Origin of the sequence: Actinoalloteichus sp. GBA129-24, from assembly GCF_001941645.1 — a bacterium.
GTDB classification, from domain to species: domain Bacteria; phylum Actinomycetota; class Actinomycetes; order Mycobacteriales; family Pseudonocardiaceae; genus Actinoalloteichus_A; species Actinoalloteichus_A fjordicus.
On the sequence record NZ_CP016077.1, the window covers coordinates 3,629,594 to 3,645,279 of the forward strand.

Genomic DNA, 15,686 nt, shown 5'->3' on the forward strand with positions numbered 1-15,686 from the left:
GCAGTGCACTCGACAGGACGATGCTCTCGGCCAGGAACGGATCAGCCGCCCGCGCCCCGGCGGATCCTCGGCTGTGTCCGATGCACGGCAATACCGCTCATCGCCGGCCACCGCTCCCCGACGGTGCCGGGGTAGCAATACAGCACTCTTCTGAGGACCTGTCGTCCCTGAGCACACGCTCGCAAGTGGCGGCGCGGCACCCCATTTGGTGGGTGTTCCGTCTCCGCATCAATCGCGCTGCCAACCGAGCACTCACAATCTTCTGTCGAAACCAGACGGCTTCGCGGCCATAAACTTGCGGCTAGGCCATGCAGCACCGTGAAAGCACTAACCCTCCGTCATGCGGTTCACGGCTGTGTCGTCGGTAGTGGTCCTCACAGGGAGGTGATGACGTTGCCGATGAGTTGGTCGATGGTGGTGAGGGTGGTGTGGATCTCCGCCACGCCTTCGTCGCGGGTGTGCTGGATCCTGGCCAGGACCGTGGCCTCGTCCCGGGAGGTGCTCAGTGCTGCCTGTGCTTGGGCGTGTACGGCGTCGAGTCCTGCGCTGTATTCCTCGGCGGAGGTGGTGGGCAGGGATTCCTTGAGTGTCTGGAGTTGGCTGATCACGTCGCCGATGTCAGAGGTCACCGTGGTCGTAGCCCTTTCCGGTCTCGGCGGCGGGGATCACGGTGGCGGTGAACGCCGCGCGGCGGCGCACGGGGTGTTCGCTGAGTGTCGCGAGTGCGCGGTCGACGCCGTCCTGCACCACTCGGATGGCCTCGGTCGCGGAGGTTTCGCCTTCGACCGCCTTGTGGAACATCACGCGGCGGGCGGACACGGTGCCGTGGGCGAAGTGGGGGTCGAGGCCGCTGTGGTCGATCCAGGCGTCGCCCAGGGCGTCGAGGAAATCGCGGAACACCTGGTCGTCTTCGGTGAGGAAGGTGCAGGTGAAGCGCACGAAGTACGTCGAGTCCGGCAGGGCGGGCGGCGGGCTGGGTTCCTCGCCGTAGGCGGCGGTCACCAGGTTCGCGAAGTCGTGGCCGTCGGCTGCGGAGGCGGGATGTGTGGAGACCACGAGCCACTCGTCCTGGCCGGCATCGTGGCCATTGGCGTCGGGGGTCGTCACCGGGGTCTGGGGGGCGTCATTCATCGTCAGAGGTGTCCTTCCGTTGGTGGTCGATCTGTTCCAGCAGGCGCCGCAGCCTGCGCACGCTGCCCTGAGTGCTCGGGGTGGAGGAGAACACGTGTGCTTCTCCATGAGGACCCCAGACCTTCACGTGGCCGCCGCCACCCTTCTCAGCCACCCAGCCGCGGCGGGTGATCTCCTGTAGATAGTGGTTCGTCTCCTTGCCGGAGACCCGGGGCGGCGGCATGCCCCGCAGCTCGTCGACCTTACGACCCGACGACCCCTCCACCGGCGTTGGCGCGGTCGTCGTCGCCGACGGGATCGGTCCGTGCTCGTCGGCCAGCGCGTCGGCCTTGGCCAAGATCAGTGCCTCGACCTCACTGATGCCTGCGGTCAACGAGGCGCAGAGGTGCTCGCGCAGGCCGTGTATCTCGTCGACGACGTGTTCGTGGCGGCTCGTTCGCAGCAGTTCGGCCAGCATGGCGAGGATCGCGCCCAGTTCCTCGTCCAGCCGGACGATCACTGCCCGGGGCAATGACGAGGTGGTGGCACGCAACGCGGCGGCAACACCGAAGACTCCACTCACCGGGACACCTCGGCAGCAAACCCGCTGAAGAGCGTCGTTCCCCCTGGGAGCAGCTCGTGACCAACGAGTGTTGACGAGCTGCGTGTCCCGGCCAGGACATGCGGCGCGCGAAAGGTCGAGCAGCCGTCGACAATGGCCGGCTCGGCGCCGTCGCCGAAGTCCCGACACTCCCAAGACTCGGTGAGTGTCCGAGCGTTGCCGTGCGCCACCACGACACTCGCCACCAGAACCGAACCTGCTGGGCTCCGCGTCGACCTGGACTTCCGATCAAGGGAACGGCGTCCCGACACCGCCCGGTCCGTCTTCCCGGACAGCACCGTCAGCGGTGTGCTCGTCGACGCGCTCATCCCTGTGCAGCCGGGGAGGTGAGGGGCGGGATCGGGGTGAGGCCTGCGTCGGAGGTCGTGCCCTCGAGGGTGACGCGGGGCGTGTCCGTGCCGTGGACGTCGAAGTGGCACATCCCGGAGAGCGTGAAGAGGTAAGTCTCGGCGGTGCGGTCGAGCAGGTCTGCGCCGCGACCCGTCAGGCGAGCGGTGACACGGGCCAGCAGGGCACGTTCGTCGCGCGGTTCACTGACCAGCCCGAGGCTGACGTGGCTCGCCGTCCAGAGCCGGAGCACGACCAGGACCACCGACCATGGTGAGCGGCCCAGGTGCTCGGCCACCGACCACAAGCGGGTCTGGTGTGAGCGGTCGAGGAGGCTCAGCACCTCCAGCTCCCTGAGGCTGATTCCTCGGACACGCAACAACCCGGCACCGTCGACCCGCGCCCAGCGCAGCCCGCCGACGAGTTGATGCACTCGCCTCAACACCAACACCGGTTTCCAGTCCACCGGCCCGTTCTTCGACATCTGACTCGTCAACAGTTCTCCTGAGGTTCGTAACGGAGTCGCCCGGAAGCGGCGAGAGGAAGCGCCATGGCCGAGCTGTTCAGGGGCGGCACAGTCACGACGCTCGGACTCCCGCCGCCGGAGCGTCGGCATGTTCCATCGCTCGGGCGCAGGTTTTCCTCCGAGGCAGAGCGGCGCGAGCGGGCCTCCGGGTCACCAGGCCCGCCCGCGCCCCCTGCGGCCCGAGCGTGCGGGCGGGAGCACCGCATCGGGGAAAGCTCGGGCCGGGCAGCGTGCTGTCAGCAGGTGGGCGCTGCCGACAGCACGGGTGGTCGATGCTCGGTTCTCGGTAACAGCGACGCCCCCAGGCACGGCCCGCACGGCATTCCCGTACCGACACCGACGATGTCGATATCGGACACGGGAATCGGCGTTCCGCACCTCGCCCGCAGCAGAGGCGACGTGGCTGCCGGGATGGGACACACATGCACCACCCGACGCGACACAGGAGCCCGATCTGCTCTGAGTTGCACGAGCCACACCGCCTCAACCTCCAGCTGACGCGGTGGTGGCAGCGTCCTTCCCTCGGACACCGCGACACACGTCCAGCAGTCCCGATCCAGCAGAACAGGACGCTCCTCCGACACCTGCGCGGTGGGCATGGCCGCAGGCATCGACAGCCCACACAACGCCACGACCGCCGAGGTCGGCTCGGTACGTTCGCCCGCGACGCGGTGGTGCTCCACCACCAGGCCCGCAGCCAACGGCACACCCACCACGAAGAACACCGGTCCAGTAGTTCCGGTCATGGGCCCACCGCCGACGGGAAACAGGCAGGACAGTCGTTCAAGGTGATCAGCTCGGTGGTGATCCGGACGACCACCGCCCCGCACACCGCGACCCCCACCGATCGGTAGGAACCATCCCAGGTATGCCGCAGCCGACGGAACATCCCCGCCCACACCACCGACCGCTCATCGGCAACAGCACGCAGAAGACGGGGTTCCTCCCCGGGCCACACCTCCTCGGCGTGGGCCGCCGTCATGACCTCGCCGCCTGTCGTTCGCCGATCAGATCGAGCACGAGCAGCACCGCCGCCAGCAGCACCGCCGTGATCACCACGCTCACCACGTGCCCCCGCTCGACAGCACGCAGGGCCGCACCGGGGCGGACACCCGTCTGATGACGAGGGTGTTCCCCCCTCCCGAAGGTGACCGGCTCCTCGGCGATCCGTGGCAGGCGGGACGCCCGCCGTCGGTCGACTCGTCGAACCCAGAACGTCAGACGCCCGAGGACACCGGCTACTCTTGCTACGGACAGTGACGCGACGAGATGACCGTCGCTCCTTTCCGTGGGAAGGGGTGGGCGGCCCGCCAGGTGGCCCGCCCCGTTCCCACCACTCGGCTATGGATGGGCGTCCGGCCGAGAACTCGTCGGCCCCGGCCGAACGCCCGGTCCGTGCCCGGCCGCTGGCAAGATCACTGCTCGTGGTGGTGAGACGAACTCCCCTGCCATCGATTCCGCTATCCACCCGGATGTGAAGTGGACGGTGACGTTGACGACCGAGCACGAGTCAGGAAGCCGTACGCAACGACGTGCTCGCGTGGCTCATCTGTTCGAGAAACGCGATCAGGCACCGCCGCGCGGGCCCGTCCACCGCAGCGAGGTGTGCCTCGGCCGCTTCCGCCAGGACACTGCGGGCCTCGACGAGTCGATCGACGCCACACACGGTGATCGTCAGCATCCTGTCGCGGCCACCACCAACACCCTGAACGAAACCGCTCGCCATCATCCTGCGAACACGGTCGTGCACCGCAGCAGAGAGCAGCAGCCGCTCACTGACATACCCGACGCTCAACGGCTCCGACGCAGTCGCCAGCAACGACAAGATCCGATACTCACTCAACGACATCTTCTCGAAACGGACACGAAGCACCTGCCGCAACGTCTCCTCCAGGTGCCTGCCCGCAGCGGACCACACCTCCCACAACGCGATCGAATCCGGGCAGGGCGGAAACTCATGATGTCCTTCGGACACAGTCGTCTCCCTTCTTGGATCGAACAACCGACACCGGACGAAGCACCACGCCGCAACCCCGATCTCGGCGAGCGCAGCAAGGACCAGACCCACCCAGAGGGCCGTCATGGCAGCTCGGCTAGGACGGACCGAACGGTGACGATCACCGCGTCGGCGACCATGCACGGCACACCGCCGCCGGGCTCGGCCGCCTCGACGAGCCTGAGGTGCAGCCGCGCCCGAATCGGACCGGCCCAGTCGTCCTAGGCCGCACGCATCGCGAGACGATCTGAGCCGAGGGCGAACAGACGGTTCGGAGACAGAGGCACGAATCCGGCACGCTGCTGTCCGTCGTAGTGTTGGACATAGACGCCACGCTGCTCCGACTCGTCCGACTACAACACAGACGAAGTGTGGGAGGGCAAGGGGAGGAATCGGGGAGGATTGAAGCTCCTGGGCCCCTGCAGCTGGTGACTGAAGCCCCCTCATGCCAGGATCTCCTGAAGACGATTGATGGAGAAGGGCAGCCCGATGCCGACGGCAAATGACGAACTACGTCGAGCTCGCGAACGCACCGAGGCGCCTTCCCACCCTGGCGAGTGTCTGTCGCGGCAAGAGCTCGCCGAACTAGTCAACACACGTCTGTGGAACCATGGAGTAACTGCGGAAATCGATGCCAATTACATCGGAAAGCTTGAACGCGGCGTGATCCGTTGGCCGAGTGCTGTTTACCGCGAAGCTCTTCGTTCCATCTTGGGCGCGCCCACTGACTCCACGCTGGGGTTCAGCAACCGACGCCGGTCGGTGGTAAAGCTGGCGGACGTGGACCGCAAACAGTTCCTCCGCAGCGCCGCTTTCGGCGCTGGCGCACTCGCACTCGCACCCGTCGCTGCTCTTCTGGAGGGCGGCGAACCGACACCGATCCCCACGCAGGTGGGTCGACTCGAGATCGAGCAGATTCACACTGCCGCGAAGGTGTTCGCCGGATGGGATCATACCTACGGCGGCGGGCTTGCCAGGGAAGCCGTGTTGGCCCAGTTGCGCTGGTCGGCGGGCTTGCTGGAGGCCACTTGCTCAGGACGAGTGCGCGATCAGCTACATAGCGCGGTCGGCTATTTGGCGCACACCTATGGGTTCATGGCCTTCGACGCCTACGCCCACGACGATGCTCGTCGAACGTTTCGCTTCGCCCTCGCATGCGCCGAGGAGGCGAACGACTGGCATCTACGCGCCAAAGTCCTCTCCTCGATGGCGCGGCACGCCGTCTGGATCGGTCATCCGGACGAGGGCTTGACCCTGGCCGAGTGCGCGCTGGTACGTGCTGATCGCTTGACCGCCACTGAGTCCGCCATGTTGCACACCGCGCGAGCCCGCGCGCTGGCGAAGATGAGTCGAGTGCAAGACACGTTGAACGCCGTAGGCCAGGCCGACGCCACCTTCGCCCAGCGTCAGCCAGCCGACGATCCGCCGTGGATGTCCTACTACGACCACGCGCAACATCTCGGAGACACCGGGCATGCCCTGTTCGACCTCGCCGTGCAGGGCAGCCCCGTGGTGGAAGCGACGACACGGCTCGCCACCGCAGCCGCCGAACACACCGACGCGGCCGCCCGGTCGCGAGTGATCTCTCAGATCAAGCTCGCCTCGCTGACGATGGCGTGCGGCGATCCCGCCGAAGCCACTGTGATGGGAAGAGATGCACTCGACGGGGCTGCCGCCATCCGCTCGCGGCGGGCCGGTGACGACCTTCGGGAGCTGTGGCGTTACTCGGCACGGCATCCAACGGTCCCGGAAGTCACCGGGCTCCGGCAGCGCATCACCACGCTGATCCTCCCGGCCTCGACATGACGCCCACGAGCGACCCGCGAGCGGCGATGGCCGAAGCCTGCACTCGCGTAGGACTCGATCCGCACGGAGCCGAGCCGATTCGTCTCGGAGAGAACGCGATCTTCCGCCTGCCCCACCGTGTCGTTGTCCGCGTGACTCGGCCAGGACAGTTCACCGCAGCAGTGAAGGAGGTTCGGGTCGCCCGTTGGGCAGAGCAGCAGGGCGTTCCCGCAGTCCGCCTCGTTGCCGACGTCGACCAGCCGATTCCGGCCGCAGGACGCGCAGTGACCTTCTGGCAGGAGCTTCCCCCTCATCGGCACGGCACACCCACCGAGGTGGCCGGTGCGCTGCGCTTGCTGCATTCGATGCCGACACCGACCGAATTCACGCTCCCACCGCTGACACCGTTCATCCGGTTGGAGGAACGCATCACCGCAGTGACCAGGTCAGACGACCAGGCATGGTTGCGCCAGCATCTCATCAGCCTGCGCACGCGCTACGCCGAGCTGACGGTCGGCCTGCCGCACCGAGTCCTCCACGGCGATGCATGGAAGGGCAACGTCGTGTCCACCGACGACGGACAAGTGGTGTTGCTGGACTTGGAACGCTGTTCTGTCGGACCGCCTGAGTGGGACCTGGTGAGCACCGCCATCAAGCACACCAGCTTCGCCTGGATCACCATCGGGGACTATCAAGACTTCTGCCGAAGCTACGGCCACGACGTCACCACCTCAACATCCTTCGAGCTGCTACGAGACATTCGCGAACTCCGCATGACGTGCTACGCCGCGCAACACGCGAACGAACACCCACCCGCACGAACGGAGGCCGGACACCGCATCGACTGCCTCCGCGGAAGACACGGCGCCAGACCGTGGGCATGGAACCCCTTCTCCTGATCCAGCCGCCAGCACGCCATCTCCTCAACGGTGCCGCCCAATCTGGGCACGATGCAGCAGAAACTGAGAACCCTGTTGGTCAGGACAGGAACTGGAAGCGTCCCAGGAGCGAAGGTATGTAGTTGTGAGCTGTACCCAGCAGGTGAGCAGCGCTGCCTGTCACCGAACCAGACTGGCGACGACGGCCAAGGGATGAGGCAGGTCAACATCCCCGGCCTGGTTCAGACGGCGCCGGAATGCGTGGACTCAGGATCCGCGGGCCTCCTTCGAATCCGGTACCCGATGTGGCTGTTGTCAGCTGTGCCTGTCCGTCGTCACACTGGCCACCGCTGTGTCGTTGATCGATACAGGTGGGCAGTGTCGATTCGGTGGCAGGCGAGGAGGCAGTGCTGAGGGTCTGCTCGCGTTGCTGCGGCTTGAACTCTCGGTCGTCTGGTGTCGGATGCAATCATGATCGGGATGCACGGCGCCTGCCGGGAGATGAATCTGGCAGATGCCGTAGAAACGCAACAACGGCTCAGTGATCGCTGCACCACAGTCTCGGCGAAGGCCGGTGGAGGGTGACGGAGCCGTGACGGTGCTGGCACGGGGCACCGCTGCAGCAGGGCAGAGGGCGGAGGTGCAGTGTCGGTGACCGGCGAGTGGGGCTCGGCCTATCGCGAACTCACACCGGAGGCTGAGGAGATCTTCCGGCTGGTGAGCGTGCTGGCATTGCCCGATGTCGACGTCGCCCTGGTCGCGGCGGTCGCGGCGATCTCCGAGATGGACACCAGGCAGGCTCTTGACGAGTTGTACGCACGCTGCTGCTGACGCCCACACGGCCGGGCTGGGCGGGCATCGCGCCCGACAAGCTCAACTACGCCGCAGCGACAGCAGAACGGGCGCGGCACGTCGACTGTATCCGTTGGGTCCGCCGCGCCTGCGAACATGCCGTATCGCATCTGAACGCGGTGCCTCCGGCCGCCACCCCACAGCCTGGTATGTCCCTGGATGGGGCAGACCGACATCAACCTGCGGAGTTTCAACCGTCGGCGCGAGAACAGGAGTGGGTGCGCAACCGTAGAGAGCACCTGGTCCTTCTGATCCGTCTCGGCGTGAAGCACCGGTTATACGAGTTAGCGTGGAGTCTCGCCTTCGCCGTCTGGCCTGCGGCGTCGAGGCTCCCCGACAGGGCCTGGTGGTCAGGCCTCACCCTGTGGGGTACCGAAGCGGCGATCGAGTGGCGCCAACCAGCCCGCCTCGCCGACATCCTTGATCGCGCTGCGCACGTCTCCAGCCTCGTCGGTGATCATCTGACGGCGGAGTCGTATCTAGTCCGCTCGCTTGCAGCACGACGTCGGCTCGACGACATCCCGGGTATAGCCGCGACGACCCGAGTGCTGGCCGAGCTGTACGTGCGCTGGGGGCGGCTGCACAAGGCATTGGACGCATGGACCGAGACGCTAGCCGCCCACGAGTCCCGCGATGATCTGCCCGCCGTCGCGCGAACCCTGCATGCGATCGGCTCGACGCTGGTCGCAGCCGCCAGTCTGGACTCGGCACGTCTCCATCTCCTCCGCGCCGAACGGATGTACGCCGATCTTGAGGATCAAGCCCTCGACAGGGATCACGCCGAGACGATGATGCTGCTCGGACGAGTTCAACTGGAGCTCGGTACACCCTCGATCGCCCGTCGCACCTTCAGCGGCGCACTGGCGAAACTGGTCGATCTGGACGATACGGCGGCGGACGAGGTGCGTGCGCTGCTCGCGGCACCAGCCTCCGATCAGCGACCCGTCGTGGTCGGGGGCACGCCGACCGGACCGCTGCTGGACATCTTCGCGGCCCCATCACTCGCGGAAGAACTGAACCAAGGCGACAACCCCCTGGACGAGGAGCGTGACCAGGGGTGAGAGAAGACGACCCCGTCGGTCCTTTCTGTCACGACGCCGGACCCCGGATGGCGACCGCCTCCGTCGGCGCACCGGCTTCCGGGATCTCCTGCTCACGCTGATTCACCGCCCGCCGCCGGCGAGACCGGGAGGATGAAGGAATCGCCGTCACGGGCGGGCGGAACAGGATCATGGCTGGACAAGAGCTGCAGGACCGGGTCACACAGGTACACCACGCCGTAACGAGCCTTCGGATCGAGCTAACGAAGAACACCCGCGGCCATCAGCTTCCGTGCGATCTCGGTGGCCGCCTTCTCCGTGATCTTGTGCCGCGCCGAGATGTCCGCGTGGGTGGTCACCGGGGAACCGATGAGCGCCGCAGCGACGTCACGCGCCATACCGGTGCCAGTGACTCTGTCACGAAGATCCTGCTGCACGGCGGCAAGGTCCTGCACGACTCGGAGCTGGTTGCGCGCCTCCTGCATCAGCCCTGCCGCCACGAACTCAACCCAGGGATCAAACGCCCCGGTACGGATGACGCGGGCCAACTGTTGGGAGCACTCCTCTCGATTCCGGTCCCTCCACGCGGCGATCGGCAGAAGCTGATCTCTTAAGAGACCCTCCCGGACCAACGCCCACGAGACATACAACCCCGGCATCGGGAATCCACGGCCCTCGAACGGAGCCAGCACCTCCAGCTGATACAGCCCAAAGATGATCTTACTAACGCGGGAGAAGCGCCAGTCCGAGGAGTTCCAGGCGTCCCACGCCGCCAGCGCACCCGCAAGATCCGCACCGCTGGCAGCGAAAGTAGGTCGCCGATCGATATCGGACGAGCGCGACAGCAGGTGCTCACCCTGACGCAGGCCCTCGGCCGCTGATGCTCCGGAGAGAAGGGCGCGAGATCGCGCCATCAACGCCATGTCGATGGCGCCGCCGGAGTGGGCCAGCTCGAACCCGAGACGAGCACCCTCGCGATACCGGGAGAACTCCACCGGTAGTGCCAGTCGCTGCCGGCTGCCCGAGTTCTCCGGCGTCAAGAGATCACGCAGTGAGACTGACACACCGCGCAACGCCGACGAGCTCTGCATCTCCCGTGCCTGCACCGTCGTGACCAGCCCGGTCGACGTCGTGGTCGACGAGGTGGAAAGTCGCGCAGAAACCTCGTCCAACCGCGCCAACTGCTCCTGGGCGTCACCCAGTGTCGCGTGGGTCTCCTGTTGGAGGTCGAGGGCGATGCTGCGCAGTGGCGTCGGCACGAACATCCACTCGTAGCCGAACCGGGAGCATCCGACGTGGCCGGAAGTTGAACCGCCCGCCACAGGCCAGAAGCCGAAGATCGTTGAGTTTCCATGAGTGAGATATTTATCGGAACCCACCAATAATCCGCCAGCGGTAAGTTTCATCGATTGAAGATCCACAACTCTGCCCATCCACGCCCCTTCGCAGCTCACACAGTGCAGCGGAGGCTTCCATCGAGACCGCGGACCGACTGGACCAGGAGAATTCTCGTACCAGCTCTACGATGAAGCGAACGAACCGCGAAGCCGCCTACCTGCCCAGACGTATACGCCGTCGAGGCAGCAGACACTATAGGTCCCCTATTCGAGTGAACTTTCGGGTTTCAAGATGCGGATTACGGCTGGATGCTTGTCATCCCTTCATCGCAACACGCTTGCTCCGGCCGACCCTCAGGCTCCTACAATCTCTTGCTCCGATCCAGGCACACCCGCCTCAGCACGGTTGGCGCGACGTGATAGCAACCACATCAACGTGCAGCAGGCGTGGATTGACATGGGTCGGGAGGCGGCACTGACGACGGTTCTGCTTCTGACTCACACGGGATGGTTCACCGTCAGTCAGGGTTGAACAGCTGGCCTCGTCGGCATCCGCGACACCAAGAACCGCGACGACGGCATGCTCGTCATGGAACTGGAGACTTTCGGTGAGCTGTTCGTGGCGATCAAGGGCGGCGGCTGAGTTGGCCTACGGCCGAGGGCATTCGGCGAGCACCCGCGTATCTCTCTTCCGCTGGGGCTTGCCGCCCGATCGTTTACCCAGGTTAGGCCAGCATATGGCCTGTCAACAGGTCGAGATTCTGCTCTTTAGAGGAGGTGCCCTCCCGGCCCGGGCTAGGCTGGGCCTCCTTGGTGGTGCGATCCCTAGGGCCCGCAACGTGGCCTAGCCGTGCGCCGAAGCCTACCCGTGCAGGTCTGCGAGCAGTTCGGTAGGAATGCTCCGGTGAACGATGCCGTGGCCATGGCAGTCGTCTCTCAGCGGAGGAGATGACCTAACACAGATGCACTGGGCGGGCTAAGGGGTCCGTACCAGGCGGGTTCGTCAGCAGAGCCCGCATAGCCGAAGCGCAGACGAGTTCACCCCGATACGTCGTCATAGGTGACGACGAACCGGCTGTGTGTCTTCTCGATGGCAGGCCCGACGAGCTCGCTAGCGCCACACTGGAGAGCGAACCACGACACAGTGGTCATTCAGATCGCCAATCATTTCTACTTCATGCCGATCTCGAGGACAGGACGCGAAGGGTGGGCTGCACTCAACAAAACTTGTCGATCTCGCAATTGGCGATAGCGGCCAACAAGGCCTTCAAGAAATCGCTAGCGATCACCACCGTCCGCGTTGAGATAAGTGTCGAGGGCGTCCATCGACGCCCGGAACGGTGACGCTCGTCGACGCTGATGGTGGTGCCGCAACAGCGCCTGACGAGCCGCCTCGGTCAGCTCAGCCGACACGGCATCGTCCTGCAGCACCCATCCTGCGGCCACGTCGGCACGGTACTGGCGCAACAACTGGACCGCAGGCAGTTCCGCAGCTGAGGTGTCAGCTTCAAGATGGTAAGCAGCCCGAGTGTCCTGCGCATCCTGCCAGGCCCGTCGAAGCTTCTCGGCGCGCGGCTTGGGAACGGGCGGCGGCACGTACGGCGATCCAAGACTGGCAAGCGCCCGGCGGGTCCGGTCCTGCGATTCCCGCACCCGCCGCACCGCGTCGACCCTCGTGGGCCGCCGGAACGGCTCCAGTACCGCATCCCGAGTGCTCGCCGCCGCAGCGGGCTCAGTGGGCTCCTCCTGGCCGATCGACTGGCGGCGCAGTGCCTCGGCCAACTCTTCTGCGTCACGAAACCCCTCCCTCGGGGGTTTGGACCTGTTCCAGCGGCCAAGGCGCTTCCGGACGACGCGCTCCATCGGAGTGAGTTCACGCTCGTCGTCTCCATCCGCGTGCTGTGCTCCGGAGCGTCGGTCTCGTCGGCGCTGGGCGACCAGCCGTTTGGCTGCGACTTGCGGGCTCATCGGATAGGAGACGCCGTCCGGGGTTCGGTCCAGCGCCATGAGGATCGCCCTGGGACACCACAGAGAGTGATAGTAGGGCTCCAGGATATTGTTGTAGGCCACAACCATGATGGGCGCTGGCGAGGCCTCGCCGAGATCAGCCATGACCGTGCGGGTGGCCGCATGCTGGGTGAGCTTGTCATCTCGGTGTGGCACCAGGGCCACGTGGCCCAGCATGTTCTCCTCATGCGACGGAGGCCCGAAAGTGGTCATTGGTGAAGTAGATCACGCAAGCGCCACGCTGAGCAATCGAACGGCGACTCTAAGTATACGGCGCCTGGCCTCGAGACGCCGTTTCGTCCTGCGGTCCTGCTGGTGCAGTCGTCGCGGCCACACAATGACGTAGCCAGGGCCCCCGGTGGCGACGTAGGACACGGTGCGTAACTAGTCTGATGTCAGGCTGCTTTTGAGATCACCGCTATCAGTGCAGTCGCCGCTGCCCGATCACCAAGACAAGCCCATCAATAAACTGGCCCCGATCGCGAAGGCGAGGCACCCTCAGTTCTCCCCGTGCAGACGAGGTGGGTCGATCGGCGAGCCTGAGTGACGACTGCAGTAAACGACGTGACGACCGTTCATCCCTGACGGACACGGCACCGATGAAATTCGGCTGCGCTAGGCACCACCGTAGCTTCGTCACGGACACAAGCAGCGATACACCGGCTGAAGATCTCATCTGACGTGACGGGCGATCGGAGAAGGTGCCAATGGCATCCCGAGACCTGCGAACGCCTGCGGGAAGCTTCGATTGCGGCAGTGCTGTCGGTGAGGATACCGTCGTTGTCGAACGAAAGTCCCTGAACCTTGGTCTTGGTGATGTCGGGCCGTCATGTGACTCCAATGACCAACCCCCGTTCGCGAATCCAGGGAAGGAGCATCAAGAATCGAATTCTCCACCCGGCAGCCCGCACTGTTCCCAGACTCCAGCGAAGACATTCGACCGGAAAAGGGAACCCGCAGAGTGAGCTTGAGCTCGAGCCACGCAAGTCGTATTTCTCCCGGGCGAAGGAGCCAACGAACTACACACACCGCGAACAAATCCGGCAGCCTCCGTCAGATACTCTTTCGGCGCGAAGAATGAGCGCTGGCGCGGGACCACGACCAAACTTGGCCTTGCCGACCCGATCCGGAGCCATTTGCGCAGCCGTTTAAAGCACCGCTGGTGGTTAGGACTCGGTACGACCCACCGCCAGGCGGTCAACCGAGTGGGCAGCCGCCAGCGTTGTACCGGTTTCACACCCAACGCATGAATGATCACCCGATCGAGAAGAGGGTAGCTCGTCGGCTACGGTGCCACACAAGCAGACAGCAGGATTGGACCGGGGTGAACATGGATCTGCCCGCTAAGTACAAACTACACGTAACGCCCGTCGCTGGCGTCGATGCTGGGTTGGTAGAGATCGGGATGCAGTACTGGTCATTGACCGGTATCGATCAGTACGGTGCAGCAGCCTGGGCGACTCCCGTCAGAGACATCGACACACACGGTCGCGGGGCAGCGAACGTCGTGGCCGCGGCTGCGGTGCGCGCGGTTCTGCAAGAAGTTCAGTGCTGCCAATGCGGAGAGCAGCTTCGCCTCAGGACTCGCTCCAGTCTGACCAGCGTTCTTTCTGAAGGATCTACACATTGTGTGGACTGCGACCCGAAGCTGCTGCAGCGTTCAGCCGCTATACTTGTACCAGAGGGCCAAGCGTCGCGGCGGAGCAGCAAGGACCAAGTGCAGCGCGAGCAACGACAACAGCAGAAACAGCACAAACAGCACCTACAAAAGATGCGCCAATGCGGTCTCGACCTGTGGCACCACCGACAGCTGAACGCAATCCGCGAAGAGTTCTTGACAGAGCTGCCGATCATAGATGTACCGAACGCTAACATATTGACAGAACTCGCAACCCTAACACTTCTACGCTTCGCAGAAGACACAGACCCCATACCTCCAATGCGACAATGGATTCACCCATTTCCTTTTCACTCCGGAAATAGAAAGATCTCGACACTCATCAACGACATTAGGAGCGCAGGACTCCTCCTTCCCGATTCCACGACGCCGCCAAATGTGTTCGTTTGGGAGCCGCCAGATTTTGACGAGGAGTGGAGTCGGGCAGACGGAGAACTAGAGAATCTTCCATTTCCGAAATTGACCGATAGATACTACCCAATCGATACTTTTATGCGCATCCCATTTGACCAAAGCTCGGAGGCGGGGCGCGATCGGTTGGATTCACATCTGTCCGAGAGGCTCGCCCCACGAAGTATGACCGCGCAGCGACAACAAGAAATGGTGGAGGTAATACACGAGATTCTAGCGACGGAGGCCATACGTTTCTTCTTGAGGGAGCTGGAGCGCCACAACCTTCCCGAAGTAACCGAGAACCACGCGCCCCGGTTGACGGAAGCAGCCGAGCGACTCGTTGCCGAGAATACTCTGGGTTTCGCCTATTTCCTGGGATGGAAAGCGGCCAAAACTGCCGCCGCAGCAGCACAGGCGAATCGCAGGGCACCTCTGCGTAACATGACGACATATGCCGTGAACACGTTCGAGCGAGACGTACAACACGCGTTGGATAAGCATAAAACCACCATCCGCGAGTTTGACGAGTCGCCATATTTTCCCCTTGCCGCAATGACGAAGACGTTGTTTTTTACAGCTTTGCAAATGGATCCTATGCGGACAAGCGTCGCGATGGCACGTGACGCCATGCCAATACCGGTGATTGCGGAACCGCTAGACGAATCCCCGCTACCAGAACGCGAGTATCAACCAGACGGTTTTCGCCGAGGAAGCAGCAGCTGGATCGAGTTCGCTGGCGACTCGTCGGCCAAGATTTTGTTGAGGGCTAGCAGATATCTATTGGGACTCGAAAAGTTGATGCCCTTCTTGGCTGTATCGATGCACTGGGAGACATTTCCGTCCGAATACGATACTGTCTACAGTCTCCGCATCGAGCTCGATGGTGTCGACGAAGCTTGCTTGCCCCTGGAGGGGAATTTCGAGTACCGCAGCGGTTGCGAATGCCATGGTGCGACAGATCGCGCTGAACAGGTACCCACTCTGCTCACTGATGCGTGTGTGGAAGCCCCTGGTGATCGCAGTGACCACGTCCCTCCACGCGGCTTGTAAATCAGTTGCCTTCCGCGGGGCCTCCCGCGCCAGAGTCACCCTCTCTCTGCCTGCGGCGGTCGAACCACCTGACGCAGTGCACCGT

At 64.3% G+C, this 15,686-nt stretch carries 14 protein-coding genes; 5 read left to right on the forward strand and 9 right to left on the reverse strand.

Annotated features, from left to right (window positions below):
• Positions 1–374: 374 nt before the first annotated feature.
• From UA75_RS16280 to UA75_RS16320, 7 genes are all read right to left on the reverse strand, one after another.
• The gene (locus UA75_RS16280) at positions 375–629 is read right to left on the reverse strand and encodes a hypothetical protein (protein WP_075740965.1); all 255 of its coding nucleotides are present in this window, start codon (positions 627–629) and stop codon (positions 375–377) included.
• Positions 619–1,131, reverse strand: a complete 513-nt coding sequence (locus tag UA75_RS16285; protein ID WP_157434219.1) for a hypothetical protein — start codon at positions 1,129–1,131, stop codon at positions 619–621. Before UA75_RS16285 ends, UA75_RS16280 begins: the two co-directional genes overlap by 11 nt.
• Positions 1,124–1,693: a hypothetical protein gene (locus tag UA75_RS16290; protein WP_157434220.1), complete on the reverse strand. Its 570-nt coding sequence runs from the start codon at positions 1,691–1,693 to the stop codon at positions 1,124–1,126. Before UA75_RS16290 ends, UA75_RS16285 begins: the two co-directional genes overlap by 8 nt.
• Positions 1,694–2,036: 343 nt before the next feature.
• Entirely contained in the window at positions 2,037–2,555 is a 519-nt protein-coding gene (locus UA75_RS16300) for a hypothetical protein (protein ID WP_157434221.1), read from the reverse strand.
• Between the two features lie 266 nt (positions 2,556–2,821).
• The gene (locus UA75_RS16305; protein WP_157434222.1) at positions 2,822–3,331 is read right to left on the reverse strand and encodes a hypothetical protein; all 510 of its coding nucleotides are present in this window, start codon (positions 3,329–3,331) and stop codon (positions 2,822–2,824) included.
• Positions 3,328–3,567, reverse strand: coding sequence for a hypothetical protein (locus UA75_RS16310; protein WP_075740971.1), 240 nt, complete (start codon positions 3,565–3,567; stop codon positions 3,328–3,330). Before UA75_RS16310 ends, UA75_RS16305 begins: the two co-directional genes overlap by 4 nt.
• 528 nt (positions 3,568–4,095) lie before the next feature.
• Positions 4,096–4,560 (reverse strand): MarR family transcriptional regulator, encoded by a 465-nt coding sequence (locus UA75_RS16320; RefSeq protein WP_157434223.1) that lies wholly within the window; start codon positions 4,558–4,560, stop codon positions 4,096–4,098.
• 492 nt (positions 4,561–5,052) lie between these two features.
• On the opposite strand from UA75_RS16320, the gene UA75_RS16325 reads away from it, so the two are divergent.
• The 4 genes from UA75_RS16325 (at position 5,053) to UA75_RS32915 (ending at position 9,157) form a co-directional block, all read left to right on the forward strand.
• Positions 5,053–6,387 carry a helix-turn-helix domain-containing protein gene (locus UA75_RS16325; RefSeq protein ID WP_232251068.1) on the forward strand — a complete coding sequence of 445 codons (1,335 nt, stop codon included), beginning with the start codon at positions 5,053–5,055 and terminating at the stop codon, positions 6,385–6,387.
• A 26-nt stretch (positions 6,388–6,413) separates the two neighbouring features.
• Positions 6,414–7,265, forward strand: a complete 852-nt coding sequence (locus UA75_RS16330; protein WP_257787622.1) for a phosphotransferase enzyme family protein — start codon at positions 6,414–6,416, stop codon at positions 7,263–7,265.
• A 630-nt stretch (positions 7,266–7,895) separates the two neighbouring features.
• The gene (locus tag UA75_RS16335; protein ID WP_157434224.1) at positions 7,896–8,075 is read left to right on the forward strand and encodes a hypothetical protein; all 180 of its coding nucleotides are present in this window, start codon (positions 7,896–7,898) and stop codon (positions 8,073–8,075) included.
• A gap of 239 nt (positions 8,076–8,314) precedes the next feature.
• A complete protein-coding gene (locus UA75_RS32915) occupies positions 8,315–9,157 on the forward strand; it encodes a tetratricopeptide repeat protein (RefSeq protein ID WP_075740976.1) in 843 nt (280 codons plus the stop codon).
• Positions 9,158–9,396: 239 nt separating this feature from the next.
• On the opposite strand, the gene UA75_RS16345 is transcribed toward UA75_RS32915, so the two are convergent.
• The gene (locus UA75_RS16345; RefSeq protein ID WP_157434226.1) at positions 9,397–10,542 is read right to left on the reverse strand and encodes a Fic family protein; all 1,146 of its coding nucleotides are present in this window, start codon (positions 10,540–10,542) and stop codon (positions 9,397–9,399) included.
• A gap of 1,209 nt (positions 10,543–11,751) precedes the next feature.
• On the reverse strand, positions 11,752–12,693 hold the full coding sequence (locus UA75_RS16350; RefSeq protein WP_157434227.1) for a hypothetical protein: 942 nt from the start codon (positions 12,691–12,693) through the stop codon (positions 11,752–11,754).
• Between the two features lie 1,111 nt (positions 12,694–13,804).
• On the opposite strand from UA75_RS16350, the gene UA75_RS32920 reads away from it, so the two are divergent.
• Positions 13,805–15,601 (forward strand): hypothetical protein, encoded by a 1,797-nt coding sequence (locus tag UA75_RS32920; RefSeq protein ID WP_157434228.1) that lies wholly within the window; start codon positions 13,805–13,807, stop codon positions 15,599–15,601.
• Positions 15,602–15,686: the final 85 nt, after the last annotated feature.

Bases quoted from the DNA above. Each gene is read 5' to 3' on its own strand.
- UA75_RS16350 (WP_157434227.1), bottom strand. From the start codon at position 12,693: ATGACCACTTTCGGGCCTCCGTCGCATGAGGAGAACATGCTGGGCCAC.
- UA75_RS16345 (WP_157434226.1), bottom strand. From the start codon at position 10,542: ATGAAACTTACCGCTGGCGGATTATTGGTGGGTTCCGATAAATATCTC.
- UA75_RS16285 (WP_157434219.1), bottom strand. From the start codon at position 1,131: ATGAATGACGCCCCCCAGACCCCGGTGACGACCCCCGACGCCAATGGC.
- UA75_RS16310 (WP_075740971.1), bottom strand. From the start codon at position 3,567: ATGACGGCGGCCCACGCCGAGGAGGTGTGGCCCGGGGAGGAACCCCGT.
- UA75_RS16305 (WP_157434222.1), bottom strand. From the start codon at position 3,331: ATGACCGGAACTACTGGACCGGTGTTCTTCGTGGTGGGTGTGCCGTTG.
- UA75_RS16330 (WP_257787622.1), top strand. From the start codon at position 6,414: ATGGCCGAAGCCTGCACTCGCGTAGGACTCGATCCGCACGGAGCCGAG.
- UA75_RS16325 (WP_232251068.1), top strand. From the start codon at position 5,053: ATGGAGAAGGGCAGCCCGATGCCGACGGCAAATGACGAACTACGTCGA.